Consider the following 25,401-nt stretch of genomic DNA (forward strand, 5'->3'; position numbering starts at 1 on the left):
AGCATAACCAAGGAACTGCCCATGAGCGCCAGCACCTCTGCCACCCTGCGTCACGACTGGTCTTTTGCCGAAGTCAAAGCGCTCTTCGTACAGCCATTCAACGACTTGCTGTTCCAGGCGCAGACGGTGCACCGCGCACATTTCAACGCCAACCGCGTGCAGGTTTCCACGCTGCTGTCGATCAAGACCGGCGCCTGCCCTGAAGACTGCAAGTACTGCCCACAGTCCGGTCACTACAACACCGGCCTGGAAAAAGAAAAGCTGATGGAAGTGCAGAAAGTCCTCGAAGAGGCTGCCCGCGCCAAGGCCATCGGCTCGACCCGTTTCTGCATGGGGGCCGCGTGGAAGCACCCGTCGGCCAAAGACATGCCGTATGTGCTGAAAATGGTCGAAGGCGTGAAAGCCATGGGCCTGGAAACCTGCATGACCCTCGGTCGTCTCGATCAGGAGCAGACAGAAGCGCTGGCCAAGGCTGGCCTCGATTACTACAACCACAACCTCGACACCTCGCCTGAGTTCTACGGCAGCATCATCACCACCCGCACCTACAGCGAGCGCCTGCAGACCTTGGCCTACGTGCGCGAGTCGGGAATGAAGATCTGCTCCGGCGGCATTCTCGGCATGGGCGAGTCGCTGGACGACCGCGCCAACCTGCTGATTCAACTGGCCAACCTGCCGGAGCATCCGGAGTCGGTGCCGATCAACATGCTGGTGAAAGTGGCTGGCACGCCGCTGGAAAACGCCGAAGACATCGACCCGTTCGACTTCATCCGCATGCTCGCTGTCGCGCGCATCCTCATGCCGCAATCCCACGTGCGCCTGTCCGCCGGCCGCGAAGCGATGAATGAGCAGATGCAGGCCCTGGCATTTTTCGCCGGCGCCAACTCGATTTTCTACGGCGACAAACTGCTGACCACCGCCAACCCGCAGGCCGACAAGGACATGCAGCTGTTCGCGCGCCTGGGCATTCAGCCGGAAGCACGCGAAGAGCATGCCGATGAAGTGCATCAGGCCGCGATCGAGCAGGCGCTGGTGGAGCAGAAGAGCAGCGAGCAGTTCTATAACGCTGCGGTCTGATCTTCGCTTGAAACGCAAAAACCTGTAGGAGCTGCCGAAGGCTGCGATCTTTTGATGTTGATTTATAAGCAAGATCAAAAGATCGCAGCCTGCGGCAGCTCCTACAGGGTTATCACTGACTTTCGAGGCCTGCATGTCTTTCGATCTCGCCGCACGCCTTGCTGCCCGCCGCGCCGAAAATCTCTATCGCCAGCGGCCGCTGCTCGAGTCCCCGCAGGGGCCTGAAGTGGTGGTTGACGGGCAGCCGTTGCTGGCGTTCTGCAACAACGACTATCTGGGCCTGGCCAATCACCCGCAGGTGATCGAAGCCTGGCGCGCCGGAGCAGAGCGCTGGGGCGTTGGTGGCGGGGCGTCGCATCTGGTGATCGGCCACAGCGGCCCGCACCATGCGCTGGAAGAAGCATTGGCCGATCTTACCGGCCGGCCGCGTGCGCTGTTGTTCACTACCGGCTACATGGCCAACCTTGGCGCGGTCACGGCGCTGGTCGGGCAGGGCGATACGGTGCTGGAAGACCGGCTCAATCACGCCTCGTTGCTGGATGCCGGTCTGCTGTCCGGCGCGCGTTTCAATCGTTACCTGCACAACGACGCCGACAGCCTCGCCAAGCGTCTGGAGAAGGCCACCGGCAATACGCTGGTGGTCACCGATGGTGTGTTCAGCATGGATGGTGATCTTGCTGACTTGCCGGCACTGGCGCGCGAAGCCAAGGCCAAAGGCGCGTGGCTAATGGTCGATGATGCCCATGGCTTCGGCCCGCTCGGTGCCAATGGCGGCGGGATCGTCGAGCATTTCGGCTTGAGTCAGGAGGATGTGCCGGTGCTTGTCGGCACCCTAGGCAAGGCGTTCGGTACGGCGGGTGCTTTCGTCGCTGGTAGCGAAGAGCTGATCGAAAGCCTGATCCAGTTTGCCCGACCGTACATCTACACCACCAGTCAACCACCGGCGCTGGCCTGTGCAACGCTGAAAAGTCTGGAATTACTGCGCTGCGAGCATTGGCGACGTGAGCACCTTAACCTGCTGATCCGCCAATTTCGTCGAGGGGCCGAGCAGATCGGTCTGCAGCTGATGGACAGCTTCACCCCGATCCAGCCGATCCTGATCGGCGACGCCGGTCGCGCCGTGCGCCTGTCGCGGATGCTGCGCGAGCGCGGCTTGATGGTCACGGCAATCCGTCCACCGACCGTCCCGGCGGGCAGTGCACGCCTGCGCGTGACCCTGACCGCCGCCCACAGCGAAGCGCAGGTGCAGCTATTGTTGGAAGGACTGGCCGATTGTTTCGCCCAACTGTCGTCGGAGCCAAGCCATGCGTGATCGCCTGATTCTGCTGCCCGGCTGGGGCCTCGGTGTTTCGCCGCTGGAACCTTTGGCGGCGGCGTTGCGAGGGCTCGATGAACATCTGCATGTCGAGATCGAACCGTTGCCGGAACTCGATTCCAGCGACTTGCAGGACTGGCTCGACGAACTCGATGAACGTATCGCTCAGGACGTGTGGCTGAGCGGCTGGTCGCTGGGCGGCATGCTTGCCTCTGAATTGGCGGCACGGCGCGGCGAGCGTTGTTGCGGTCTGCTGACACTGGCGAGCAATCCGTCCTTCGTTGCTCACGAGCAGTGGCCGAGTGCGATGCCGGGCGAGACGTTCGATGCGTTTCTCGCCGGCTGCCAGGCAGATCCGCGGATAACACTCAAGCGTTTCTCACTGTTGTGTGCCCAGGGTGCGCAAGACCCGCGCGGCTTGTCGCGGCTGCTGCTGGGCGGTGCGCCGAATGCAGCGCCCGAGACCTTGATGGCCGGCCTGGAATTGCTCGCACAGCTCGATACCCGAGAAGCGTTGCAGGCGTTTCGCGGCCCGCAGTTGCACTTGTTTGCGGGGCAGGACGGTCTGGTGCCGGCAGAAGCAGCGGGGGCGTTGTTTGCGCTGTTGCCGGATATCGAAATTGGTCTGATCGAACAGGCCAGCCATGCATTTCTTCTGGAAGACCCCCATGGCGTGGCGGGTGCGATCCAGGCTTTTCTACACGAGTGCGGTGATGACTGATTTGTCTTTTGTTGCGCTGCCTGGTGGCTTGCCCGACAAGCGCCAGGTGGCGGCCTCGTTCTCGCGCGCAGCGGCCAGCTATGACAGCGTTGCCGAGTTGCAGCGCGACGTCGGTTCACAGTTGCTGCAGCGTTTGCCGGCGGATTTTGCGCCATCGCGTTGGCTGGATCTGGGCTGCGGCACTGGTTACTTCACTCGCGCACTGGCCGAGCGATTTGCCGAGGGTCAGGGGCTGGCGCTGGATATCGCCGAGGGCATGCTCAACCACGCACGGCCATTGGGCGGTGCGCAGCATTTCATCGCCGGTGATGCCGAGCGCCTGCCGCTGCGGGACGCGACCTGTGATCTGATCTTCTCCAGCCTCGCCGTACAGTGGTGCGCGGACTTCGAATCGGTGCTCAGTGAAGCACTGCGTGTACTGAAACCCGGCGGGATTTTCGCGTTTGCTAGTCTTTGTGTCGGGACGTTGTACGAATTGCGCGACAGTTGGCGTCAGGTCGATGGGCTGGTGCACGTCAATCGCTTCCGCGAATTCGCCCGGTATGAGCAGTTGTGTGCCGAAAGTGGCTTGCGTGCGCTGAGTCTGCAGAATCAGGCGCATGTGCTGCACTACCCGGATGTGCGCAGCCTGACCCACGAACTCAAGGCGCTCGGTGCGCACAATCTCAACCCCGGTCGGCCAGGTGGCTTGACCGGACGCGAGCGGATTCTCGCTCTGGTCGAGGCTTACGAGCAGTTCCGTCAGACTCCGGGATTGCCGGCAACTTACCAGGTGGTCTACGCCGTGTTGGAGAAACCCTTATGAGCGCAGCCTATTTCATCACCGGGACTGACACCGATGTCGGCAAGACCACCGTGGCTGCGGGTTTGCTGCATGCTGCGCGCTCGGCCGGGCTGAGCACGGCGGCAGGGAAACCGGTGGCGTCGGGTTGCGAGGTAACGCCCAAGGGTTTGCGCAACGCCGACGCGCTGGCGCTGTTGGCCGAATGTTCGGTGCCGCTGACTTATCAACAGGTCAATCCGGTAGCTTTCGAGCCAGCCATCGCGCCGCATCTGGCAGCGCGTGAGGCCGGTGTCGCGTTGACGGTGCAATCGCTGCTGGCGCCGATGCGCGAAATTCTGGCGCTCAATGCCGATTTCACCTTGATCGAAGGCGCGGGGGGCTGGCGGGTGCCGTTGGCCGATCAGGACAATCTGTCGGATCTGGCCATCGCGCTGAAGCTGCCGGTGATTCTGGTGGTGGGCGTGCGGCTGGGCTGTATCAGTCATGCCTTGCTGACGGCCGAGGCAATTGCCCGTGATGGTCTGCAACTGGCGGGTTGGGTGGCCAATATCATTGATCCGAAGACCTCGCGGCTGGAAGAGAATCTGGCGACGCTGGCCGAACGGCTGCCGGCGCCTTGTCTGGGGCGCGTGCCGAAACTCAAGGCGCTCAGTGCCGAAGCGGTGGCTGCCCACTTGCAACTCGATCTGCTGGATTAATGCTTTTGCTATGACAGGGCACTGTGCCATCAGTATTTTTGACGGGTGTTTTTCTGACGCCTCTGCTTCAATGGCAGCCATTGATCCTTCCCAAGGATGAGAACTCCCATGGAAATCTCCGGTAACACAGCTTTTTATGCGGGTTTGAGTACCATTCAGACCGGGCAGAATCGTGTTGATCAGGCGGCCAGCCAGATCGCCAACAACACCATCGAACGCTCGGTCACCAGCCAGTCTTCCGAGGCGCAGGTTGATCGTCTGCGTGGTATCGACCGCAGCCAGCAGATGGATCCGGGCAGTGCGATGGCCGAGATGGCTCAAGGCAAGTTTCAGGTGGAGCTGGGCACCAAGGTCGCCAAGGCTTCCGATGAAATGCTCGGTACGATCATCGATACGTTTGCCTGACTTTTCACGATCACCGTTTGCCGAACGCCGCGCACTGTCGCGGCGTTTTTCGTTGTAAGTCCTTCTCCCTCAACTAATCTTTTTCTATCGCCCATGCCGCTTCGCGGTTCATGGCAGTTTGCTGTGTCCGTGATTTGAAAGAGCCGATGACGAACGGCAAAAGATCGACGCTTGACAAGATTTAGGCGTAAACGTATGTTTCAAACAACTGTTTGACCGTCACAACAAATCACACGGTCGTTCATTCCCGGTTACATCAGCAGAGGTTTATCGCTATGCCTGACTACAAGGCCCCCTTGCGTGATATTCGCTTCGTTCGTGACGAACTGCTCGGCTACGAAGCGCACTATCAGAGCCTTCCAGCTTGCTCCGAAGCAACGCCGGACATGGTTGACGCCATTCTCGAAGAAGGCGCCAAGTTTTGTGAGCAGGTACTGGCACCGCTGAACCGCGTGGGCGACCTCGAAGGCTGCACCTGGAGCGAGTCCGGCGTGAAAACCCCGACGGGTTTCAAAGAAGCCTACAAGCAATTCGTCGAAGGCGGCTGGCCAAGCCTGGCCCATGACGTCGAGCACGGCGGTCAAGGCCTGCCTGAGTCGCTGGGTCTGGCTGTGAGCGAAATGGTCGGCGAAGCCAACTGGTCGTGGGGCATGTACCCGGGACTGTCGCACGGCGCGATGAACACCATTTCCGAGCACGGCACCCCTGAGCAGCAAGAAGCCTATCTGACCAAACTGGTCTCCGGCGAGTGGACCGGCACCATGTGCCTGACCGAACCGCACTGCGGCACCGACCTGGGCATGCTGCGCACCAAGGCCGAACCTCAGGCCGACGGTTCCTACAAGGTTTCCGGCACCAAGATCTTCATCTCGGCCGGTGAACACGACATGGCCGACAACATCGTCCACATCGTACTGGCCCGCCTGCCGGACGCTCCGGCTGGCACCAAAGGCATTTCCCTGTTCATCGTTCCAAAATTCCTGCCGAACGCCGATGGCACCATCGGTGCGCGCAACGCAGTGAGCTGTGGTTCGCTGGAACACAAGATGGGCATCCACGGCAACGCCACTTGCGTGATGAACTTCGACGGTGCCACCGGTTTCCTGATCGGCCCGGCGAACAAAGGTCTGAACTGCATGTTCACCTTCATGAACACCGCACGTCTGGGTACCGCGCTGCAAGGTCTGGCTCACGCCGAAATCGGCTTCCAGGGCGGCCTGAAATACGCTCGCGATCGTCTGCAAATGCGCTCCCTGACTGGCCCGAAAGCGCCGGACAAAGCCGCTGATCCGATCATCGTGCACCCTGACGTACGCCGCATGCTGTTGACCATGAAGGCATTCGCCGAAGGCAACCGTGCGATGGTGTACTTCACCGCCAAACAGGTCGACATCGTCAAATACGGCGTGGACGAAGAAGAGAAGAAGAAAGCCGACGCACTGCTGGCCTTCATGACGCCGATCGCCAAAGCGTTCATGACCGAAGTCGGTTTCGAAGCCGCCAACCACGGCGTGCAGATCTACGGCGGCCACGGCTTCATCGCCGAGTGGGGCATGGAGCAGAACGTTCGCGACAGCCGCATCTCGATGCTGTACGAAGGCACCACCGGTATTCAGGCACTCGACCTGCTGGGCCGCAAAGTGCTGATGACTCAAGGCGAGGCCCTGAAAGGCTTCACCAAGATCGTCCACAAGTTCTGCCAGAACAACGAAGGCAACGAAGCCGTCAAAGAGTTCGTTGCACCGCTGGCTGCACTGAACAAGGAATGGGGCGAGCTGACCATGAAGGTCGGTATGGCGGCCATGAAAGATCGCGAAGAAGTCGGCGCGGCCTCCGTGGATTACCTGATGTACTCCGGTTACGCCTGCCTGGCCTACTTCTGGGCTGACATGGCGCGTCTGGCAGCGGAAAAACTGGCCGCCGGCACCAGCGACGAGGCGTTCTACACCGCCAAGCTGCAAACCGCGCGCTTCTACTTCCAGCGCATCCTGCCACGTACCCGTACCCACGTGGCCACCATGCTGTCGGGCGCCAACAACCTGATGGACATGAAAGAAGAAGACTTCGCACTGGGCTACTAAGCCTTAACGTGGTCTGACGAAAACCGCTGCTCCCTTGGGGGCAGCGGTTTTTTTGTTTCCGAATCGCTCAGAAACCCGGGTTTTCTGCCGTTAAAGAGACTGCGTGTGATCTGGATCACATTGTGTGTGCTTAACTGGCCACATTGCAGGCACAATGCCATCTCTTTGATATGACGGGTCGGAGCTTTACCCTTGCCGCGTTCTTCCGCTGTACGTTTCAGTCATTTCCTACCTTCACTGCTGTTGTTGCTCGCGGGGTTGGCGGCTGCGTACGTCAAAGACCTCAACGTGTTCTTCACTTCGCTATTCAATGTGCTGCCGACTCTGGTGCTGCTGTTGGGCGGCGCCTACTGTGCGGTTTACCGACGTCAGCGCGAACTGTTTCTGATGCTCACGGTGTACATCGCCTACTTCTTGCTCGACACCCAGACCGACTACTACCGCGACAACGGCAAAGTCCGCGAGGACGCCGCCGTGGTGTTCCACCTTGTTTGTCTGCTGTTGCCGCTGCTGTTCGGGCTGTTCGCCGCGTGGCAGGAACGCACGCATCTGTTCCAGGACATGGTGGCGCGGTTCGCCGTGTTGCTGGCCTTCGGCAGTGTCGCCCTCGGCCTTGAACAGAGTTATCCCCAGGCGTTATTGATGTGGCTCTCGGAAATCCGCTGGCCGGCGCTGCACGGCGCCTGGATGAGTTTGATCCAGATGTCTTATCCGGTGTTCCTCTCCGCGTTCCTGCTGCTGGCCTGGCAGTACTGGCGCAACCCGCGCCCGCTGCATGCAGCACAACTGGTCGGCCTGCTCGGGGTGTTCTGGATGCTGCCGAAAACCTTCATCCTGCCGTTCACCCTGAACATCATGTGCAGTCAGGTGATGCTGATGATTGCCGCTGCCGTGGCGCATGAGGCCTATCAAATGGCCTTTCGCGATGAACTCACCGGTCTGCCGGGCCGTCGCGCGCTCAATGAACGCATGCAGCGCCTGGGGCGCAACTATGTGTTGGCGATGAGCGACGTCGATCACTTCAAGAAATTCAACGACACCCACGGTCATGACGTCGGTGACCAAGTACTGCGACTGGTCGCCAGCAAGCTGTCGAAAATCAGCGGCGGCGGTAGGGCGTATCGTTATGGAGGTGAGGAATTCGCCTTGGTGTTTGCGGGCAAAACCCTCGAGGAGTGCATGCCGCACCTGGAAGTCATCCGCGAGTCGATTGCCTCCTACAACATCCAGTTGCGTAATCAGGAGAACCGACCGCAGGACGACCAGCAAGGTCGCCAGCGTCGTAGCGGCAGTGGCGCTTCCAGTGTGTCGGTCACGGTCAGTATTGGCGTCGCCGAACGCGTTGAGCAGCGCACCCCGGAAGAAGTTCTCAAGTCCGCCGACCAGGCGTTGTACAGCGCCAAGGGCGCCGGGCGTAACTGCGTCATGGCGTTCGGACAGAACCGTCGCGGCGCGGTGCGCATGGACAGCGTCGCTGGCTGAATCAAGCCACGCTTCATCACTCAAAAGCCCGCTGATTGCGGGCTTTGTTTTATCGCTGAATGCCGATGACCAAAAATAACAAATCAGTCACCGGTTGACCCTATGTGTCGCAAAAGTTGTTGAGGTACACTCGGCCTCAACGAAAACACTCTTCCACGAATCACCTGTTTAGATCTTGCGAGGTTTGCTATGGCTGACTACAAAGCGCCGCTGCGCGATATGCGCTTCGTCCTCAATGAAGTATTCGAAGTCGCCAAACTCTGGGCCGAACTGCCGGCGTTGGCCGAGACTGTCGACGCAGAAACCGTAGAAGCCATTCTCGAAGAAGCCGGCAAGGTCACCAGCAAAAGCATCGCCCCCCTGAGCCGCGCAGCCGATGAAGAAGGCTGCCACTGGAAGGACGGTGCCGTCAGCACCCCGGCCGGTTTCCCACAGGCCTATCAGACTTACGCCGAAGGTGGCTGGGTCGGCGTCGGTGGCGATCCGGCCTACGGCGGCATGGGCATGCCCAAGGCTGTTTCGGCTCAAGTAGAAGAGATGGTCAACTCCGCCAGCCTGTCGTTCGGCCTGTACCCGATGCTGACCGCCGGCGCCTGCCTGTCGATCAACGCCCACGCCAGCGAAGAGCTGAAGGCCGCCTACCTGCCGAACATGTACGCCGGCATTTGGGCCGGTTCGATGTGCCTGACCGAGCCGCACGCCGGCACCGACCTGGGCATTATCCGCACCAAGGCCGAACCGCAGGCCGACGGTTCCTACAAGGTCAGCGGCACCAAGATTTTCATCACCGGCGGTGAGCACGACCTGACCGAGAACATCATTCACCTGGTGCTGGCGAAACTGCCGGACGCACCGGCTGGCCCGAAAGGCATTTCGCTGTTCCTGGTGCCGAAGTTCATGGTCAATGCCGATGGCAGCCTGGGCGCGCGCAATCCGGCCAACTGCGGTTCGATCGAACACAAGATGGGCATCCAGGCGTCCGCGACCTGCGTGATGAACTTCGATGAAGCTGTGGGCTATCTGGTCGGCGAGCCGAACAAGGGCCTGGCGGCGATGTTCACCATGATGAACTACGAGCGTCTGGGCGTCGGCATTCAAGGCCTGGCCAGCGGCGAGCGTTCCTATCAGAACGCTGTCGAATATGCGCGCGATCGTCTGCAAAGCCGTTCGCCGACCGGCGCGCAGAACAAGGACAAGGTTGCTGACCCGATCATCGTCCACCCTGACGTGCGTCGCATGCTGCTGACCATGAAAGCCTCGAACGAGGGCGGTCGCGCCTTCTCCACTTACGTGGCGATGCAACTCGACACCGCCAAGTTCAGCGAAGACGCGACCACCCGCAAGCGCGCAGAAGATCTGGTCGCGCTGCTGACCCCGGTGGCCAAGGCATTCCTCACCGACCTGGGCCTGGAGACCACCGTCCACGGCCAGCAGATTTTCGGCGGCCACGGCTACATCCGCGAGTGGGGCCAGGAGCAGCTGGTGCGTGACGTGCGCATCACCCAGATCTACGAAGGCACCAACGGCATTCAGGCGCTGGACCTGGTCGGGCGCAAGATCGTCGGCAGCGGTGGCGCGTTCTACAAGCTGTTCGCAGACGAGATCCGCCACTTCACCGCGACCGCCGGCGCTGAGCTGGGCGAATTCACCAAGCCGCTGAACGATGCCGTCAGCATCCTCGACGAGCTGACGGCGTGGCTGCTGGATCGGGCGAAAACCAATCCGAACGAAATCGGCGCAGCCTCAGTCGAATATTTGCAAGCGTTCGGCTACACCGCTTATGCCTACATGTGGGCACTGATGGCGAAAGCCGCGCTGGGCAAAGAAGCGCAGGACGATTTCTACGCCAGCAAGCTGGGCACCGCACGCTTCTATTTCGCCCGACTGCTGCCGCGTATCCACTCGTTGAGCGCGTCGGTGAAGGCGGGTAGCGAGTCGCTGTTCTTGCTGAATGCTGAGCAGTTCTGATGATGTAACGTCATGTAAGCATTCTCTTACATGACGTGCTGCTGTTCTCCCATAGGCGTGGATTGGATCCACAGCTAATCTACAACTCATGGACGTCGCGCAGGAAGCGCAAAGCAACAACACGGACACGTAGGATTCTGCCAGGATGGCGGAGTGAAATGGATGTCAGGGAAACAGTCTGCAAAGCCCCGCTTCGGCGGGGTTTTCTTTTGCCTGCAGGAAAGTTTTCAGGCCAGCGGATCCAGTGGCGGCGTGGCTTTAAGCAGTTTGTCCTCACGCTGAATCACTTCTTCCAGCAATGTGCGCAGCAACGCCAAAGACGCCTGTTGACGCTGCACGTCGCGGCATACCAGTCCAACCTTCAGCGGCACCCGTGGTTCGCTCAACGGCTTCCACAGCAGATCCTGCTCGTCGTATTCCCTCTGTGAGCGCCCGGGCAGCACCGTCGCCAGTCTGGTGTGCGGCAGACTGTCGAGAATCCCCAGCATATTGTTCAGCTCGGCCTGTACTTGCGGGCGCCGACCCAGGCTGGTCAGTTGGGCCTGCCAGATCTGCCGGATCTGAAACTCTTCGCCCAGCAGCAACATTGGCAATTCCGCAGCCTGCCGCATCGAGACTTTCTTGAATTCACGCAGCGGATGATCCGCCGGGATGACCAGCGTCAGCTCATCTTCATACAGCATCACGCCATGCAGCCCCGGTTGGCGCGGCGGCAGGTAGCTGATGCCGATGTCCAGCGAGCCGTTGAGCAAACGGCGCTCGATCTCCAGGCCCGTCAGTTCATAGATCTGCACCACAAGATGCGGCTGCGCCTTGCGTACCCGTTCGAGCATTTGCGGCACGAGGCTGGTGTGCACGGTTTGCAGTACGCCGATCGCCAGCGTGCGCAAGGCCTGCCCCTTGAAGTTGCCCAGCGCTTCCCGCGCCCGCTGTAAACCGTCGAGCAGCGGCAGGGCGTGGTTGTACAGCGTGTGCGCGGCAAGTGTCGGCAACAGGCGCTTGCTGCTGCGCTCGAACAGCGTGACGTCGAGGTTCTGTTCGAGCTGGCGAATCTGCTGCGACAGCGCCGGTTGCGAGATCGACAGGCGTTCGGCAGCGCGGCCGACATGGCCCTCTTCGTAGACCGCGACGAAATAACGCAGTTGTTTGAAATCCATAAGTAATGCTTATCGAAAATGCTGGTAAATCGAAATGGCCCGAAGCCGTCAGTGAGCCTAGTCTAACCGCAATCACAAGGCTTGCAGGGCCAGAGAGCGCGATGAGTAGCGTTTGCTTCGACAGTGTTTGCATAGGCAGTTCAAAAAACCTCAAACGAGGTTTTTTTCAATGAATCTGTTCAGTTTGCGGCGCCAAGCGCCGAGTCTTGATGACCTCGCGTTCGAGGCCAGTCCATTTGCTGCAGGCGACAGCCTTAATGCCGAACGCCTGATGCCCAGCGTTGAACGCCCGCAGCAGGTGTTCGTGCGCGGCCAGGGCTCCTGGTTGTGGGACAGCAACGACCGCGCTTATCTCGACTTCTCCCAGGCCGGCGGCGCCAACAGCCTCGGCCACAGCCCTTCGGCACTGGTCAAAGCCATCGCCAGTCAGGCCCAGGCGCTGATCAATCCCGGTTTCAATCTGCACAATCGCGGCATGCTCAGCCTTGCCGAGCGCCTGTGCGCCAGCACCTCCAGCGATCAGGCTTACCTGCTCAACAGCGGCAGCGAAGCCTGCGAGGCAGCGATCAAACTGGCGCGCAAGTGGGGCCAGCTGCATCGTGGCGGCGCGTCGCGGATCATTGTTGCCAGACAAGGCTGTCACGGCCGTAGTCTGGCGACGATTTCCGCGTCGGACAGTTGCAATCTGCACAATCGCTTTGCACCGTTGCTGCCGGGTTTCGACCTGGTGCCGTTCAACGATTTGCCGGCGCTGCATGCCGCCGTCGATGCGCAAACCGTGGCGATCATGCTCGAACCGATCCAGAGCGATGCCGGAGTGATTCCTGCTACCGAGCATTACCTCAAGGGTGTCGAACGGCTGTGCCGCGAGCTGGGCATTCTGCTGATCCTCGACGAAGTGCAGACCGGCATCGGCCGCTGCGGGACATTGCTCGCCGAACAGTCCTTTGGCGTGCGCGCCGACATCGTCGTGCTCGGCAAGGGCCTGGGGGGCGGCGTGCCATTGGCGGCGCTGCTGGCCCGGGGCAAAGCCTGCTGCTTTGAGGCAGGTGAACTGGGCGGGACTCATCATGGCAACGCACTGATGACCGCGGCCGGTCTGGTGGTGCTCGATAGCGTGCAGGACCGCAGCTTCCTCGAACAGATCAAAGACAACGGTCAGCACCTGCGCGAAGGTCTGGCTCGATTGGCACATCGCTACGGCCATGGCGAATTGCGCGGGCGAGGGCTGTTCTGGGGACTGAGCCTGTCAGAGGATTGCGCCGATGCCGTGGTCAATGCCGCCCTGCAGGAAGGTCTGCTGCTCAACGCGCCGCAGGCGGACTGCCTGCGTTTCACGCCGGCTCTCACGGTCAGCAAGGCCAACATCGACGAAATGCTCCTGCGCCTGACTCGGGCCTTCTCACGGGTGCGCACCGCGCAACTGCAATGCCGCAAAGGGATTGCCGTCTGAGCTGAATTTTCCTACCCGATTTCAAGAACCGTCTCGCGGTATAACGCACGCCTCACGCCTGATTCTTTTGGCGTGGGGCGTTTTTTTGTGCCCGATGGAGGCGATCAAATGGCGTTTGCGCTGAACCCTGACGAACGGCGCAGGTCGATTAGCTTGTATGGCTCACGTGAGCCAACCCCCATTCAGGAGCTGACCCATGGACTTCATTCGTATCATCATCGCTATTCTGTTGCCGCCACTGGGTGTGTTTCTGCAGGTCGGTTTCGGCGGGGCGTTCTGGCTGAATATTCTGCTGACGTTGTGCGGTTATATTCCGGGGATCGTGCATGCGGTGTACATCATCGCCAAGCGCTGAGTATTGCTGAGGCAGATAAACAGCTATCGCGAGCAGGCTCACTCCTACAGGGAATGTGTGTTGTGAACACGGTCAACTGTAGGAGTGAGCCTGCTCGCGATAGGGGCACCGCTATTTTGAAATGTAAATGCGATGCTCAGTCCGCCAACCCCATCACCCGCCGATAGAACTTCCATTCCTGCTCCAGCGCATGCGCCTGATTCACCGCCCGGCGAAAGCCATGGCGCTCCTCGGCGTAGTAATGCGCCTCGACCGGGATGCCGTTTTGCTCCAGCGCCGCGACCATGTCGCGGGTCTGTTGCGGCACCACCACCGCATCCAGCTCACCCTGAAAGAAAATCACCGGCACCCGGATGTTGCTCGCATGCAGTAGCGGCGTGCGGGCGGCGTAGCGCTCGGCGTCCTGCTCAGGATCACCGATCAGCCAGTCCAGATAATCACCTTCAAACTTGTGGGTTGCCCGGGCCAGTGCCACCGGGTCGCTGACGCCGTACAAACTGGCGCCCGCGCGGAATACCTGCTGAAACGCCAACGCGCATAACGTGGTGTAACCCCCGGCGCTGCCTCCGCGGATAAATGCCCGCTCGCCATCGATCAGACCTTGCTCAGCCAGATACGCCACCACCGCGCAGGCGTCCTCGACATCCACCTCGCCCCAACTCAGATGCAGCGCCTGACGGTATTCGCGGCCATAACCACTGCTTCCGCGATAGTTGAGGTCGGCGACAGCGAAGCCGCGTTGCGTCCAGTACTGAATGCGCGGGTCGAGCATCGGGTAGCAGGCCGAGGTCGGGCCGCCGTGGATGAACACCACCAGCGGTGGCTGCGGCTCGTCATTCATCGCCGGATAGAAGAAACCGTGGGCCGCCCCGCTGCCGCTCGGGTAGCGCAAGGTCTGCGGACGGCTGATGCGCTCCGCCGGTAGAGGTGCAACACCCCCGGCCAGCACTTGCACCGAGCGGGTTGTGCGTTCGATGGCAATCACCGCCGAAGGGCTGATCGGCGAGGCGGCGATGCAGTAGATGAATTGCGAATCCAGTGCCAGATGCCGAAAGCGGCTGTAATCGCCGGTGAAGTCCTCGCCGTCGAGCGCCAGGCGACCAAAACCGCCTTCGCTCCAACTCGCCAGAAACGAATCGCCCACTGGCAGCCAAGTGCAGCCGCCCATTTGCCACGGGGCGGGCGCATGATCGGCCTCGGCACTTGGCAGTCGCTGCAAGCCGTCGGACGTTTCGCCCCATGGCTGCCAGAAGCCGCCGCGATCGGTCAGGCAATACAGGCGACCTTGGGCATCGAACCGTGGTTGTTGGATCGACTCTTCACGGTCATCACCTGCGACACAGCGAGGTGCAGAATATCCACGTTCGGCCGCGCGTTCGGCCACCATCAATCGTGTCGACGTCCATGGCTGATGCGGCCGGCTCCACTCGATCCAGGCCAGTCGCGAACCGTCCGGACTGAGGGTCGGCGCAGCATAGAAATCCGCACCCTCAGCCAGTAGACGACGTGCGCCGTCAGCCAGGTTGATCGCCACCAGCCGATGCTGGTCACTTAGCTCCTCAACCGCCAACACCTGCCCGTCGGCAAAGTGCAGATCGCCATAACGACACTCACCAGCAGTCAGCACCTCGGGCGCGCCATCCAGCGCTTGCCAATACAACTGCTGATCCGCCTCATTGACGAAAACCACCCCGTCCGGCGTCAGACAAAACGCGCCACCGCCGTATTCGTACACCCGGCTGCGCACGCTGAAGCCATTCGGCGTCAGACATTTCGCCACGCCGTCGCGCCAGTGCCAGATCCGGCACGCGGCATCTTCCGGGCGATATTCATTCCAGAACAAGCCGTGGGCACCGAGTTGCAGTTCGGCGAAATCCATTCCGGCGGCGACAGCCTGGGCGGCGCTGAAAGGCTCAGCCCTTGGCGATGAGGCGTGAGTTTCGTTCATTACGGAAGGCCAGTTGTTCGATGGTCTGAGTGGCGGTCTCGGCTTCTTCGCGGGCCTTGAGAATCACGCCGTGATGGTCGGACTTGCTGCACACCGGGTCGGCATTGCTTGCGTCACCTGTGAGCATGAATGCCTGACAGCGGCAGCCGCCGAAGTCCTGTTCCTTCTCGTCGCAGGAGCGGCACGGTTCGGGCATCCAGTCGTAACCGCGAAAGCGGTTGAAGCCGAAGGAGTCGTACCAGATGTGCTGCATGCTGTGGTCGCGCACGTTGGGAAATTGTACCGGCAGTTGTCGGGCACCATGACAGGGCAGGGCAGTGCCGTCCGGAGTCACCGTCAGAAAGATACTGCCCCAGCCGTTCATGCAGGCTTTCGGACGTTCTTCGTAGTAATCCGGGGTGACGAATATCAGCTTGCACGGATGCCCTTCGGTTTCCAGTTTGGCGCGGTATTCGTTGGTGATGCGTTCGGCGCGCACCAGTTGTTCCTTGGTCGGTAACAGGCCGACACGGTTGAGCTGCGCCCAGCCGTAGAACTGGCAGGTGGCGAGTTCGACGAAGTCGGCCTCCAGCGCAATGCACAGCTCAATGATGCGGTCGATCTTGTCGATGTTGTGCCGGTGGGTGACGAAGTTCAGCACCATCGGATAGCCGTGGGCCTTCACCGCGCGAGCCATTTCCAGTTTCTGCGCGAAGGCTTTTTTCGAGCCGGCGAGCAGGTTGTTCACTTGCTCGTCACTGGCCTGGAAACTGATCTGGATGTGATCAAGACCAGCCTTCTTGAAGTCGCTGATTTTCTGCTCGGTCAGGCCGATGCCGGAGGTGATCAGGTTGGTGTAGAAACCCAACTGTCGCGCTTCACGGATCAGTTCGGCGAGGTCCTGACGCACCAGCGGTTCGCCACCGGAAAAGCCCAGTTGCGCCGCGCCCATCTCCCGCGCTTCGCGGAAGACCTTGATCCACTGCTCGGTGCTCAGCTCTTTGCCCTGCTCGGCGAAATCCAGCGGATTGGAGCAGTACGGGCATTGCAGCGGGCAGCGGTAGGTCAGCTCGGCGAGCAGCCACAGCGGCAGGCCGACTTCAGATTTTGGCGGTACTTGCACCGATGCTTCAGGCAAGTTCGATCCAGTGCTGCGCACGGGCAACCTCCATGAATTGCTCGATGTCTTCACCGAGCTCGGGCACGCCGGGGAACTGCTCGTCGAGTTTGGCGATGATCGCCGCGACATCGCGTTCACCGTCGATCAAACCGCCGATCAGCGCGGCGCTGTCGTTGAGCTTGATCATGCCTTCGGGGTAAAGCAGCACGTGACCTTTTTGCGCCGGTTCGTACTGGAAACGGTAGCCGGGACGCCAGGTCGGGATCTTGCTGCGATCAAAACTCATAGGGTGATTCCTTTGTGCCAGACCCGCTGCTCGGTGACGCTGTGATACGGCGGGCGGTTCAGTTCGTAAGCCATGCTCATGGCATCGAGCATGCTCCAAAGAATGTCCAGTTTGAACTGGAGAATTTCCAGCATGCGCTCCTGACCCTCGCGGGTCTTGTAGTGCTCGAGCGTGATCGCCAGACCGTGCTCGACATCGCGCCGCGCTTGACCCAGGCGAGTGCGGAAATATTCGTAACCGGCCGGGTCGATCCACGGGTAATGCTGCGGCCAGCTGTCGAGACGCGACTGGTGGATCTGCGGTGCGAACAGTTCGGTCAGCGAGCTGCTGGCGGCTTCCTGCCAACTGGCGCGGCGAGCGAAATTGACGTAGGCATCGACGGCGAAACGCACGCCGGGCAGCACCAGTTCCTGGGAGCGCAGTTGATCCGGATCGAGGCCGACCGCCTGACCGAGGCGCAGCCACGCCTCAATCCCGCCGTCTTCACTGGGGGCACCGTCGTGGTCGAGCAGGCGTTGAATCCACTCCCGGCGGATCTCGCGATCGGGGCAGTTGGCGAGGATCGCCGCGTCTTTCAGAGGGATGTTCACCTGATAGTAGAAGCGGTTGGCGACCCAGCCCTGAATCTGCTCGCGGGTGGCACGGCCTTCGTACATCGCCACGTGGTAGGGGTGGTAGATGTGGTAGTAGGCGCCTTTGGCGCGCAGGGCGGCTTCGAATTCGCTGGGGGACAGCGGGGTGTCGGTCATTGCGGTTCTCCGGGGAACAACCGTTAAAATCTTGGGTGTCTGGTCGGACGTTATCGCTGGCAAGCCAGCTCCCACAGTTTTTGTGTACGCCACAGAATCCTGTGGGAGCTGGCTTGCCAGCGATGGGGCCATCCGCTACAGCACAATACTCATGCCATCAAACGCCACTTCAACATTACGCCGCGCCAGCTCCGCGCGCTCCGGCGAATCTTCATCGAGAATCGGGTTGGTGTTGTTGATGTGGATAAGCACTTTGCGCTGCTCAGGCAACTGCTCAAGCACTTCGAGCATGCCGCCGGGGCCGTTCTGCGCCAGGTGGCCCATCTCGCGACCGGTACGGGTGCCGACGCCACGGCGCTGCATTTCATCGTCCTCCCACAGCGTGCCGTCCACCAGCAGGCAGTCGCTGCCGGCCATGATTTCCAGCAGCGGCGCGTCGACCTTGCCCAGCCCCGGCGCGTAAAACAGTTTGCCGCCAGTATTGAGGTCTTCGACGATCAGGCCGATGTTGTCGCCCGGGTGCGGATCGAAACGGTGCGGCGAATACGGTGGCGCGGCGCTGCGCAACGGCAGCGGGGTGAAGCGCAGGTTCGGGCAGGCAGCGACAGTGAAGCTCTGGTCGAGCTCGATGCGGTTCCAGTTCAGTCCGCCGTTCCAGTGGGTCAGCATCTTGAACAGCGGGAAACCGGTGCTCAAATCTTCGTGAACCATGTCCGTGCACCAGACCTGATGCGGGCAGCCTTCGCGCAGGCTGAGCAGGCCGGTGGTGTGGTCGATCTGGCTGTCCATCAGGATGATCGCGCTGATGCCGGTGTCGCGCAGGGCTCGGCCCGGTTGCATCGGGGCGAAGCTCTGCAGTTGCGCGCGGATGTCCGGCGAAGCGTTGCACAGCACCCAGTTCACACCGTCATCGGAAATCGCGATGGACGATTGGGTGCGGGCCTTGGCATTCAGGCTGCCGTCGCGAAAGCCTGCGCAATTGACGCAGTTGCAGTTCCACTGCGGAAATCCGCCACCGGCGGCCGAACCCAGAATCTGGACGAACATGAACGCTCCCATCTTTCAACGCTGAAAATAAAACGCCCCGGCGAGCCGAGGCGTTGCACTGCAAGTCTGCGTAGGCAGAACTCAGCGGCTGGCGAAGTACATGGTGACTTCGAAGCCGATACGCAGGTCGGTGTAAGCCGGTTTTGTCCAGGACATAAGGTGACTCCTCATTGGGTGGGTGGGATAGCGCTGTCCATAGTTATAGTCCACGGCAGCGCAGGGATGTTCCAAATAGTTAGGCTGCTATGTTACTCAAAATTTCAACGGTATTGCCCGTGAATCTTTGAGAAAGCTCCTTGCAGCCTGGGTAATGATCATTTTGTCGCTTGCCACGGCGCGCCGGGTGACGATTCGCTGGCCAGGCAGCGCCAGCCGCCCTCGGCGTTGAGCAAGCGCTGCGCTGCCGCCAGCAATGTTGAGCGTTCCAATTGGCCGATGGCCGTGTGCAGTTGCGCCAGATAATCCGACGAGTGGCCGGCGATCTTGGCCTGCCACAGCAACTCGGCGGCGTCTTTGCCGGACAGATGACTCTCACCGAACTGATCCGCGAGTGTCTGGCGCTGCTCGTTGAAACGCTCTTCATCGAGGTTTTCGATCAGCGCAGGAATGCTCTCGAGGAACTGCCGGATATGGGCAAGCAGTTCTGCGGGCGCAGTGTCCGGCGACTGCACGCCAAACAGCCATCCACTCTGGCCATGCATCTGCCGCAAGGCGCTGAACACCGCATAACCCAATTGCAATTCGACCCGCAGGCGCTGATAGAACGGGGTCTGGCACAGTTGCGCGAGCAGGCGCCAGGCCGCTTCGTCATCTATTTTGTGGCTGGCGGTCGGGCAGAACAGCAGCAACGCATGCTCGCTGGAGGCGGTGTCGATGTGGCTCCACCGATGTTCCTTGGTGATCGTGGGCGCTGCCGGCAATTGATTGTCCGGGATACCGGAGATGCGGCTCAGGGCCAGGCCCATGGCTGATTGAGTCTGTGCATTGAGGCCCAGGGCCAGTCCGTCCCAGCGTGAAGTTGTCCACAGCCCTTTTGCATCGTCCGACTCGATGGCCGGTGTCAGGCAATGCTCAGGCAATGCCTTGAGCAACTGACGGATCGGAATCAACGGTGCTTTTGGCTCTGTGCGCGGGGAATCGGCGTCAACCTGCGTCAGACATTTCAGCGCATGCTCCAGGACACCGGGCATCGGTTCCTGTAGCCCGGTCAGTCTCAGCAGCCATTGCGTGCCGCTGACATCGAACGACAACTCGACACCGGCCTGCCGCGCATCTTCCCGGGTTTCCCGCAGGCTGCGTTGCAGCTTGCCCTGCAGGTCGGTGCTGGCAACCGCTTCCGTCTGCCAACGCAGGTAAATCGCGCCGTGATCACTGTTATCCGGCAGCGCCTGACTGAATTGAATCGGTGAACGCTCACGTCGCCCCCGCGAGCGATCTTGAGCGAACGTACGCAAACCACGATGGGCACTGGTCTGGCCCCGAATCAGGCCGGCGTTGGCCAGCGGTTCGTTGGAGCGCAGGAAAGGGTTGGTGGCAGGCAGATGCCAATGGTCGCTGAAGTTATCCACAACACCGATGTCGCGCAGGATCTGTTTGAGCGCAACCACGCCGTTTTCCGACAGACCGCTTTCCCGTTGTTCACTGTCGAGCCGCGCCAGTTGCAGGGCGCCGCTGATTTGCTGCTGACGCTCAAGCAGCTTGGTGTATTCCTCGCGCAACGCGGCCCAGTCCTGTTGCGCGGCAAAGAAGCTCAACCAGTCCAGCAGCTGTTCACAAATGGCGCTCAGGGATTCGGCGGGGGCGGTGAATTGCAGATGCAGCAGCGCTTGCCCGGCGAACTGATACAGCGGCACGGCTTTCAAACCGTCCGCGAGGCGTTGTTGCTGCAAATGGGAGAGCAAACCGCCGGGCTTGGTACTGTTCAGCCAATGGCAGAGAAAAACCAGTGCTTCGGCGGACGAGTCGGGCAGCGCTTCGAAAGCGAACAACAGATGGCTGCTGCGCTCGCCGACCTGTTGATAACTTTTTACCGCCAATGGCAGGGGAATTGCCTGCTCGACCTTATCCCCAACCGGCAGCGCGGCGGCAAACTGCTGCGCCAGTGCGCGCAACGCCTCAATGCTTTGGGGCCCGACCAGGCTCAGGGTCATTTGCCCGGTGCGATAAAACTGCCGGTGGAAATCCTTCAGCGCCTGTTGAAACGCTGGTAACTCAACCTTCAGGCTATCGCGATTCCCCGCATGAAACCCGCGTAGTGGATGCGTGGCGGGCAACCCTTCGTACAACGCCAGTTCCTGCTGAGCTGTGGGATCTTCCGACCACGCGACAAACTCTGCGTTCAGCACTTCCCGTTCGCGCAACTGATCGTCCTGATTCATACGCGGCTGGGCGAGCATGTCTGACAGACGCTCAAGCCCGGCACTGAAAGCGGCGGTCGGCAATTCAAAGAAGAAGTCTGTCGTGCGCTCCCGGGTGCTGGCATTCACCTGCCCACCGTGACTCTGCACGTAGGCCATCAGCGCCTGGCTGGCGGGAAAGCGCTCGGTGCCGAGAAACAGCAAATGCTCAAGAAAATGCGCCAGCCCCGGCCACTCGAGTGGCACGTCATGGCTACCGGCAGCCACCCGCAACGCAGCGGCACTGCGCTTCAGGCCGGGCACCTGACGCAGGGTCACGCGCAAGCCGTTTGGCAGGGTTTCAGTGTGGGGGCGGGGGTGAGTCGGCGCAGGCATGGGCACTTCCAGAACAGTGAAGTGCCAATGCTAGCGGATTGCGTGGGGTCAGCGCTTGCTCAACGCGTGGTAAAGCTCGGGACGGCGATCACTGAGGTAGCGATTGGCGGCGCGGGAATCGGCCATCAACTGGCGATCCAGCTCACCGACGATCAACGCTTCATCCAGACCGGCCTGGGCGATACGGCTGCCGTCCGGCGCGGCGATGCTGCTTTGTCCGCAATAGTGAATCTCGCCTTCATGCCCGCAGTAGTTGGCGTACGCCACGTAACACTGGTTTTCGAAGGCGCGGGAACGCACGGTGACGTCAGCGACGAAATCGAACGGAATCATGTTCGCCGTGGGCACCAGAATCAGCTCGGCGCCGGCCAGCGCCAGACGTCGCGTGTTTTCCGGAAACTCCAGGTCGTAGCAGATCAGGAAACCGAGCTTCCAGCCGTTGAGTTCGACGATGGGAAAATCATCATCCCCCGGGCTGAACATCGAGCGATCAAGGTCGCCGAACAGGTGGGTCTTGCGGTAATTGCACAGGCGCTCGCCGTGCGCGTCGATCAACTGCACGGCGTTGTAGATCTGCCCGTCGGCGGTGCGCTCGGGGTATCCATAAGCAATCGCCAGCCCGGCGGCTTTGGCGATTCGACCGATCTGTTGCGCCCATTCACCGTTGTAGACCTCGGCCAGCGTACTGACTGCCTCAGCGCCGATGTTGTAGCCGGTCAGAAACATTTCCGGCAGCACCAGCAGGTCGGCACCCTTGGCCTCCATCGCCAGTTGCTGCAGACGATGCAGGTTGGCGGCGGGTTCCAGGGGCAGCGGTGGACATTGGTAAAGGGCTACACGCATCGGGGATTCCTCTTACTCAGGCAGGGCGACAGGGCCGATGTCTTTGAACACATCACCCGGGCCCGGGTTCTCTTTATGTGTCGATCCGCCGAAGTGCTTCATGATCCCCCACACTGCGTTGAGCGAAGTCTGCACCGCGCCCTCGACCCACGCCGGGGTCCACGATACGTCGTCACCGGCGATGAAAATCCCGCGTTGCTCGGCTGGCATGTCGTCCTGCATGAAGTGCGCGTACATGCGCTGGTTGTAGCGATAGTGGCCCGGCAACGCGCCTTTGAATGCGCCGAGGAAGTACGGGTCGGCTTCCCACGACACGGTGATCGGATCACCGATGATCCGCGCGGCAATATCGACTTTCGGGTAGATCTTCTTCAGCGCGTTCAACGCCAGCTCTACGCGTTTTTCCACCGGGTGCGGCAGCATCTTCAGCGCGTCGCTCATCCACGAGTACGACAGACAGATCACGCCGGGCTTGTCGTCACCGTTGTCGAACAGGTAAGTGCCACGGGTCAGGCGATCGGTGAGGGTCATGCTCATCAGGTCGCGGCCGGTTTCCGGGTCCTTGTCCTTCCAGAACGGGCGGTCGACCATGACGAAGGTCTTCGACGATTGCATGTAGCGGGTGCGGTCCAGCGCCATCCACATCTTCTGCGAGAACAGGGTTTCGTCGCACTCGATCTGCGTGGTCAGCAGCCAGCTCTGGCAAGTGGTCAGCACGGCGGCGTATTCGCGGGTGTCACCGTTGTTGTCGGTGACGGCAAAGCGGCCATCCGGCGCATGGGCGATTTTCTTCACGCCGGAACGCGGTGCGCCACGGTGCAGGGATTTCAGGCTGGTGCCTTGCGGCCAGTGCACGCAGCGTTCCGGTACATGGCGCCAGATGCCTTGCGGCACTTGCTCCACACCGCCAACCACCAGGTGCTGGTGATCGTCGCAGTTGGTCATCACCACGCGGAAGATTTCCAGCATCGAGTTGGGGAAGTCCGAGTCCCAGCCGCCGGTACCGAAACCGACCTGACCGAACACTTCGCGGTGATGGAACGACAGTTTGGCGAAGGCCTTGGACGTGGCAACGAAGTCGTAGAAGGTGCGGTCGTCCCACAGTGGCACGAGTCTGTTCCACAGCTCCTTGAGGCGTGGCACATCGCGGTCGCGGATGGCTTGCTGGATATCGGCGAACTGCGAGCCGGCCTCCAGTGCATCCGCCCAGGCGTCAGCCACTTCCTGAAACAGCGCAGGAAGATCCTTCAGGCTTTGTGCGTAATGGGTTTTGCCTTCCAGATCGATCACGGTGCTGCCGGAGGCCGGTGTCAGCGGGTTCGGGAAAGGCTTGGTCTCAAGGCCAAGTTTGTCCACGTAGTGATAGAACGCCGTGGAGGACACCGGGAAACGCATGCCGCCCAGTTCTGCGACGATGCCGTCGGTGCCGTTGAATGCTTGCGAACGCAGGCGGCCACCCAGTTTCGAGGCCTCGTACACCACCGGTTTCAGGCCGAGCTTCATCAGTTCGTAGGCGGCTACCAGCCCAGCAATACCTGCGCCGACAATCGCCACTTCGGCGCCGTGATTATGTTCAGGAATAGTGCCGAGACCGGCCGGGTGTTCGATCCAGTCGTCAAACGCGAACGGAAAGTCCGGGCCGAAAATGGTGACTGGTTTCTTGCCGTCTGCAGGATGGCGATTGTTCTTGTTCATGGCTGACCTTGCTGGCGACCCGACGCAGGATGCGCGTCTGAGTATAGGAAAAGATGCCAGCCATTCTAGGGAGCGTAGAACACGTTAATAAGACGCAAAGTGTCGTCGTTTTGCCGGTTATCTGATCAATATGACGATTAATGACTGCACTCCGACCAAATGTAGGAGCGAGCCTGCTCGCGAAGAGGCCCTTGCAGCCAACAAATTCAGACCGGCTGCCCCCGATCAATCTTGCTGCTCAAAATGATCGAGGTTGTCGTCTTCTCCACCCCATCCACACTGCCAATCTGGTCCAGCAACTGATCCAGTTGCTCCGGCGAGTCGGTACGCAACCACGCCACATAATCAAACTCACCACTCACTGCACACAACTGCTGCACCTGCGCCATGGCGCTCAACCGACGCAGCACTTCCTTGCCGGAGCGCGGCTGCACCTTGATCCCGACATACGCTTGCAACCCGCCATCGACCACGCGCTGCCCCAGACGCACGCCATAACCGGTGATCACCTTGGCCTTTTCCAGCCGCGCCAGGCGTGAGGTGACGGTGGTACGCGCGATGCCCAGTTGCCGGGCTAGCATGGCCACGCTTTCGCGGGCGTTGATCTGCAGGGCGGCGATCAACTGGCGGTCGATTTCGTCGAGAGCGGGTGGGCGGATGTCTGGCAAGGGTTGGGCTCCGTGACTGTCGAGGGCGGATGAGTTTGCATGTTACAGGCACCATTAGCGACACGCTGCTGGCGATGACTGAGCATGCCACTTATGCGTGGAGGCAATCGTTGCGCCAAAACAAACATCAAATATTTGGTTTGACTTGCCGGGTCTATTTATCAAGAATGCCAACAAGAGCGCGAAATCTGCTGCCTTGCAGGGCTTTAGCGGACGTAGGTACCTCAGCGATGCTGCAACATCGGTGTAAGGTGAGACCTCTTCATCCCATTTCCTGAGGATGCAAATATCAGGATTCAAATATCAAGGGCAGCCAACTGGCTGCCCTTTTCTTTGTCTTCAAGAATGTACCGCTTGTACAAAAGATCGCCTTGGCGGTGCTTGTTCATTGCTCTTGACGGAGCGTGCATGAAATTCCAGAGGACGTGCCCGTTACGCACATCGACTACGACGAGCATGTCGTTTTTTGCTTCATAGGCGTTGATGAATGCCAATCGGAAACCGCCATTATCGTAGAGGACTTTCCATACTTCGAATGGTCCCGTGAGCGTATCGATGGCATGTCGAACATAGCGTTCTCGGGAGTCGGGACGTTTCTCGACGATGTGGGCCAGTTTGTCACGCGTGAGAAAACATAGCTTCGGAACATTCCTGCAGCCTTCGGGGACGTCTTCCGAACATTGCGCTCGCAAAGATTGTCCCCTCAACCGATCGCCCAAGAAAAAGCCGCGCAATTGCGCGGCTTTCAAATGTGGTGGGCCCACACGGACTTGAACCGTGGACCAAAGGATTATGAGTCCTCTGCTCTAACCAACTGAGCTATAGGCCCTCAGTAGGT

23 protein-coding genes and 1 tRNA gene are annotated in these 25,401 nt (G+C 60.5%); 11 read left to right on the plus strand and 13 right to left on the minus strand.

Going from position 1 to position 25,401, the window contains the following annotated elements:
* Positions 1–21: 21 nt before the first annotated feature.
* The 9 genes from bioB to ACU680_RS16765 all read left to right on the plus strand — a co-directional run bounded on the left by bioB (position 22) and on the right by ACU680_RS16765 (position 10,531).
* Positions 22–1,077: a biotin synthase BioB gene (gene bioB / locus ACU680_RS16725; RefSeq protein ID WP_448180017.1), complete on the plus strand. Its 1,056-nt coding sequence runs from the start codon at positions 22–24 to the stop codon at positions 1,075–1,077.
* 133 nt (positions 1,078–1,210) lie between these two features.
* Entirely contained in the window at positions 1,211–2,389 is a 1,179-nt protein-coding gene (gene bioF, locus ACU680_RS16730; protein WP_448180018.1) for an 8-amino-7-oxononanoate synthase, read from the plus strand.
* Positions 2,382–3,113 (plus strand): alpha/beta fold hydrolase, encoded by a 732-nt coding sequence (locus ACU680_RS16735; protein ID WP_448180019.1) that lies wholly within the window; start codon positions 2,382–2,384, stop codon positions 3,111–3,113. Before bioF ends, ACU680_RS16735 begins: the two co-directional genes overlap by 8 nt.
* Positions 3,106–3,918: a malonyl-ACP O-methyltransferase BioC gene (bioC, locus tag ACU680_RS16740; RefSeq protein WP_448180020.1), complete on the plus strand. Its 813-nt coding sequence runs from the start codon at positions 3,106–3,108 to the stop codon at positions 3,916–3,918. Before ACU680_RS16735 ends, bioC begins: the two co-directional genes overlap by 8 nt.
* Positions 3,915–4,595 carry a dethiobiotin synthase gene (gene bioD / locus ACU680_RS16745; RefSeq protein WP_007966523.1) on the plus strand — a complete coding sequence of 227 codons (681 nt, stop codon included), beginning with the start codon at positions 3,915–3,917 and terminating at the stop codon, positions 4,593–4,595. Before bioC ends, bioD begins: the two co-directional genes overlap by 4 nt.
* A 108-nt stretch (positions 4,596–4,703) precedes the next feature.
* Positions 4,704–5,000 carry a hypothetical protein gene (locus ACU680_RS16750; RefSeq protein WP_003228898.1) on the plus strand — a complete coding sequence of 99 codons (297 nt, stop codon included), beginning with the start codon at positions 4,704–4,706 and terminating at the stop codon, positions 4,998–5,000.
* A 275-nt stretch (positions 5,001–5,275) separates the two neighbouring features.
* The gene (locus tag ACU680_RS16755; protein ID WP_123589027.1) at positions 5,276–7,081 is read left to right on the plus strand and encodes a phenylacyl-CoA dehydrogenase; all 1,806 of its coding nucleotides are present in this window, start codon (positions 5,276–5,278) and stop codon (positions 7,079–7,081) included.
* Positions 7,082–7,273: 192 nt separating this feature from the next.
* Positions 7,274–8,563 (plus strand): GGDEF domain-containing protein, encoded by a 1,290-nt coding sequence (locus tag ACU680_RS16760; RefSeq protein ID WP_448180021.1) that lies wholly within the window; start codon positions 7,274–7,276, stop codon positions 8,561–8,563.
* A 189-nt stretch (positions 8,564–8,752) separates the two neighbouring features.
* Positions 8,753–10,531, plus strand: coding sequence for an acyl-CoA dehydrogenase C-terminal domain-containing protein (locus ACU680_RS16765; RefSeq protein WP_007966520.1), 1,779 nt, complete (start codon positions 8,753–8,755; stop codon positions 10,529–10,531).
* A gap of 227 nt (positions 10,532–10,758) precedes the next feature.
* On the opposite strand, the gene ACU680_RS16770 is transcribed toward ACU680_RS16765, so the two are convergent.
* A complete protein-coding gene (locus tag ACU680_RS16770) occupies positions 10,759–11,688 on the minus strand; it encodes a LysR family transcriptional regulator (protein WP_007966519.1) in 930 nt (309 codons plus the stop codon).
* Between the two features lie 169 nt (positions 11,689–11,857).
* Here ACU680_RS16770 and ACU680_RS16775 point away from each other — a divergent pair, with 169 nt between their 5' ends.
* Both ACU680_RS16775 and ACU680_RS16780 read left to right on the plus strand, forming a co-directional pair.
* Entirely contained in the window at positions 11,858–13,141 is a 1,284-nt protein-coding gene (locus ACU680_RS16775; RefSeq protein ID WP_448180022.1) for an aspartate aminotransferase family protein, read from the plus strand.
* 196 nt (positions 13,142–13,337) lie between these two features.
* Positions 13,338–13,496, plus strand: coding sequence for a YqaE/Pmp3 family membrane protein (locus ACU680_RS16780; protein ID WP_003228885.1), 159 nt, complete (start codon positions 13,338–13,340; stop codon positions 13,494–13,496).
* 136 nt (positions 13,497–13,632) lie between these two features.
* Here the strand turns inward: ACU680_RS16780 and ACU680_RS16785 are convergent, their stop codons facing one another.
* The 12 genes from ACU680_RS16785 to ACU680_RS16840 all read right to left on the minus strand — a co-directional run bounded on the left by ACU680_RS16785 (position 13,633) and on the right by ACU680_RS16840 (position 25,392).
* Positions 13,633–15,444, minus strand: coding sequence for an alpha/beta hydrolase family protein (locus tag ACU680_RS16785; protein WP_448180023.1), 1,812 nt, complete (start codon positions 15,442–15,444; stop codon positions 13,633–13,635).
* Positions 15,410–16,582 (minus strand): pyrroloquinoline quinone biosynthesis protein PqqE, encoded by a 1,173-nt coding sequence (gene pqqE, locus ACU680_RS16790; RefSeq protein ID WP_448180024.1) that lies wholly within the window; start codon positions 16,580–16,582, stop codon positions 15,410–15,412. Before pqqE ends, ACU680_RS16785 begins: the two co-directional genes overlap by 35 nt.
* Positions 16,554–16,829 (minus strand): pyrroloquinoline quinone biosynthesis peptide chaperone PqqD, encoded by a 276-nt coding sequence (gene pqqD, locus ACU680_RS16795; protein WP_003228880.1) that lies wholly within the window; start codon positions 16,827–16,829, stop codon positions 16,554–16,556. The genes pqqE and pqqD overlap by 29 nt, the downstream gene beginning before the upstream one ends.
* Positions 16,826–17,578, minus strand: coding sequence for a pyrroloquinoline-quinone synthase PqqC (gene pqqC / locus ACU680_RS16800; RefSeq protein WP_448180025.1), 753 nt, complete (start codon positions 17,576–17,578; stop codon positions 16,826–16,828). The genes pqqD and pqqC overlap by 4 nt, the downstream gene beginning before the upstream one ends.
* 135 nt (positions 17,579–17,713) lie before the next feature.
* Positions 17,714–18,625: a pyrroloquinoline quinone biosynthesis protein PqqB gene (pqqB, locus tag ACU680_RS16805; protein ID WP_448180026.1), complete on the minus strand. Its 912-nt coding sequence runs from the start codon at positions 18,623–18,625 to the stop codon at positions 17,714–17,716.
* An 81-nt stretch (positions 18,626–18,706) separates the two neighbouring features.
* Positions 18,707–18,781 carry a pyrroloquinoline quinone precursor peptide PqqA gene (gene pqqA / locus ACU680_RS16810; RefSeq protein ID WP_003422658.1) on the minus strand — a complete coding sequence of 25 codons (75 nt, stop codon included), beginning with the start codon at positions 18,779–18,781 and terminating at the stop codon, positions 18,707–18,709.
* A 158-nt stretch (positions 18,782–18,939) separates the two neighbouring features.
* Complete coding sequence (pqqF, locus tag ACU680_RS16815) at positions 18,940–21,357, minus strand: pyrroloquinoline quinone biosynthesis protein PqqF (protein ID WP_448180027.1); 2,418 nt, start codon at positions 21,355–21,357, stop codon at positions 18,940–18,942.
* A 48-nt stretch (positions 21,358–21,405) separates the two neighbouring features.
* Positions 21,406–22,200, minus strand: coding sequence for a carbon-nitrogen hydrolase family protein (locus tag ACU680_RS16820; RefSeq protein WP_448180028.1), 795 nt, complete (start codon positions 22,198–22,200; stop codon positions 21,406–21,408).
* Between the two features lie 12 nt (positions 22,201–22,212).
* Positions 22,213–23,895, minus strand: coding sequence for a flavin monoamine oxidase family protein (locus tag ACU680_RS16825; RefSeq protein WP_448180029.1), 1,683 nt, complete (start codon positions 23,893–23,895; stop codon positions 22,213–22,215).
* A gap of 206 nt (positions 23,896–24,101) precedes the next feature.
* Positions 24,102–24,563, minus strand: a complete 462-nt coding sequence (locus ACU680_RS16830) for an Lrp/AsnC family transcriptional regulator (RefSeq protein WP_187680847.1) — start codon at positions 24,561–24,563, stop codon at positions 24,102–24,104.
* A 296-nt stretch (positions 24,564–24,859) separates the two neighbouring features.
* Positions 24,860–25,312, minus strand: a complete 453-nt coding sequence (locus ACU680_RS16835; RefSeq protein ID WP_448180030.1) for a PBECR2 nuclease fold domain-containing protein — start codon at positions 25,310–25,312, stop codon at positions 24,860–24,862.
* Between the two features lie 3 nt (positions 25,313–25,315).
* A tRNA-Ile gene (locus tag ACU680_RS16840) sits at positions 25,316–25,392 on the minus strand.
* Between the last annotated feature and the right edge of the window lie 9 nt (positions 25,393–25,401).

Source organism: Pseudomonas sp. LF020 (genome assembly GCF_053456425.1).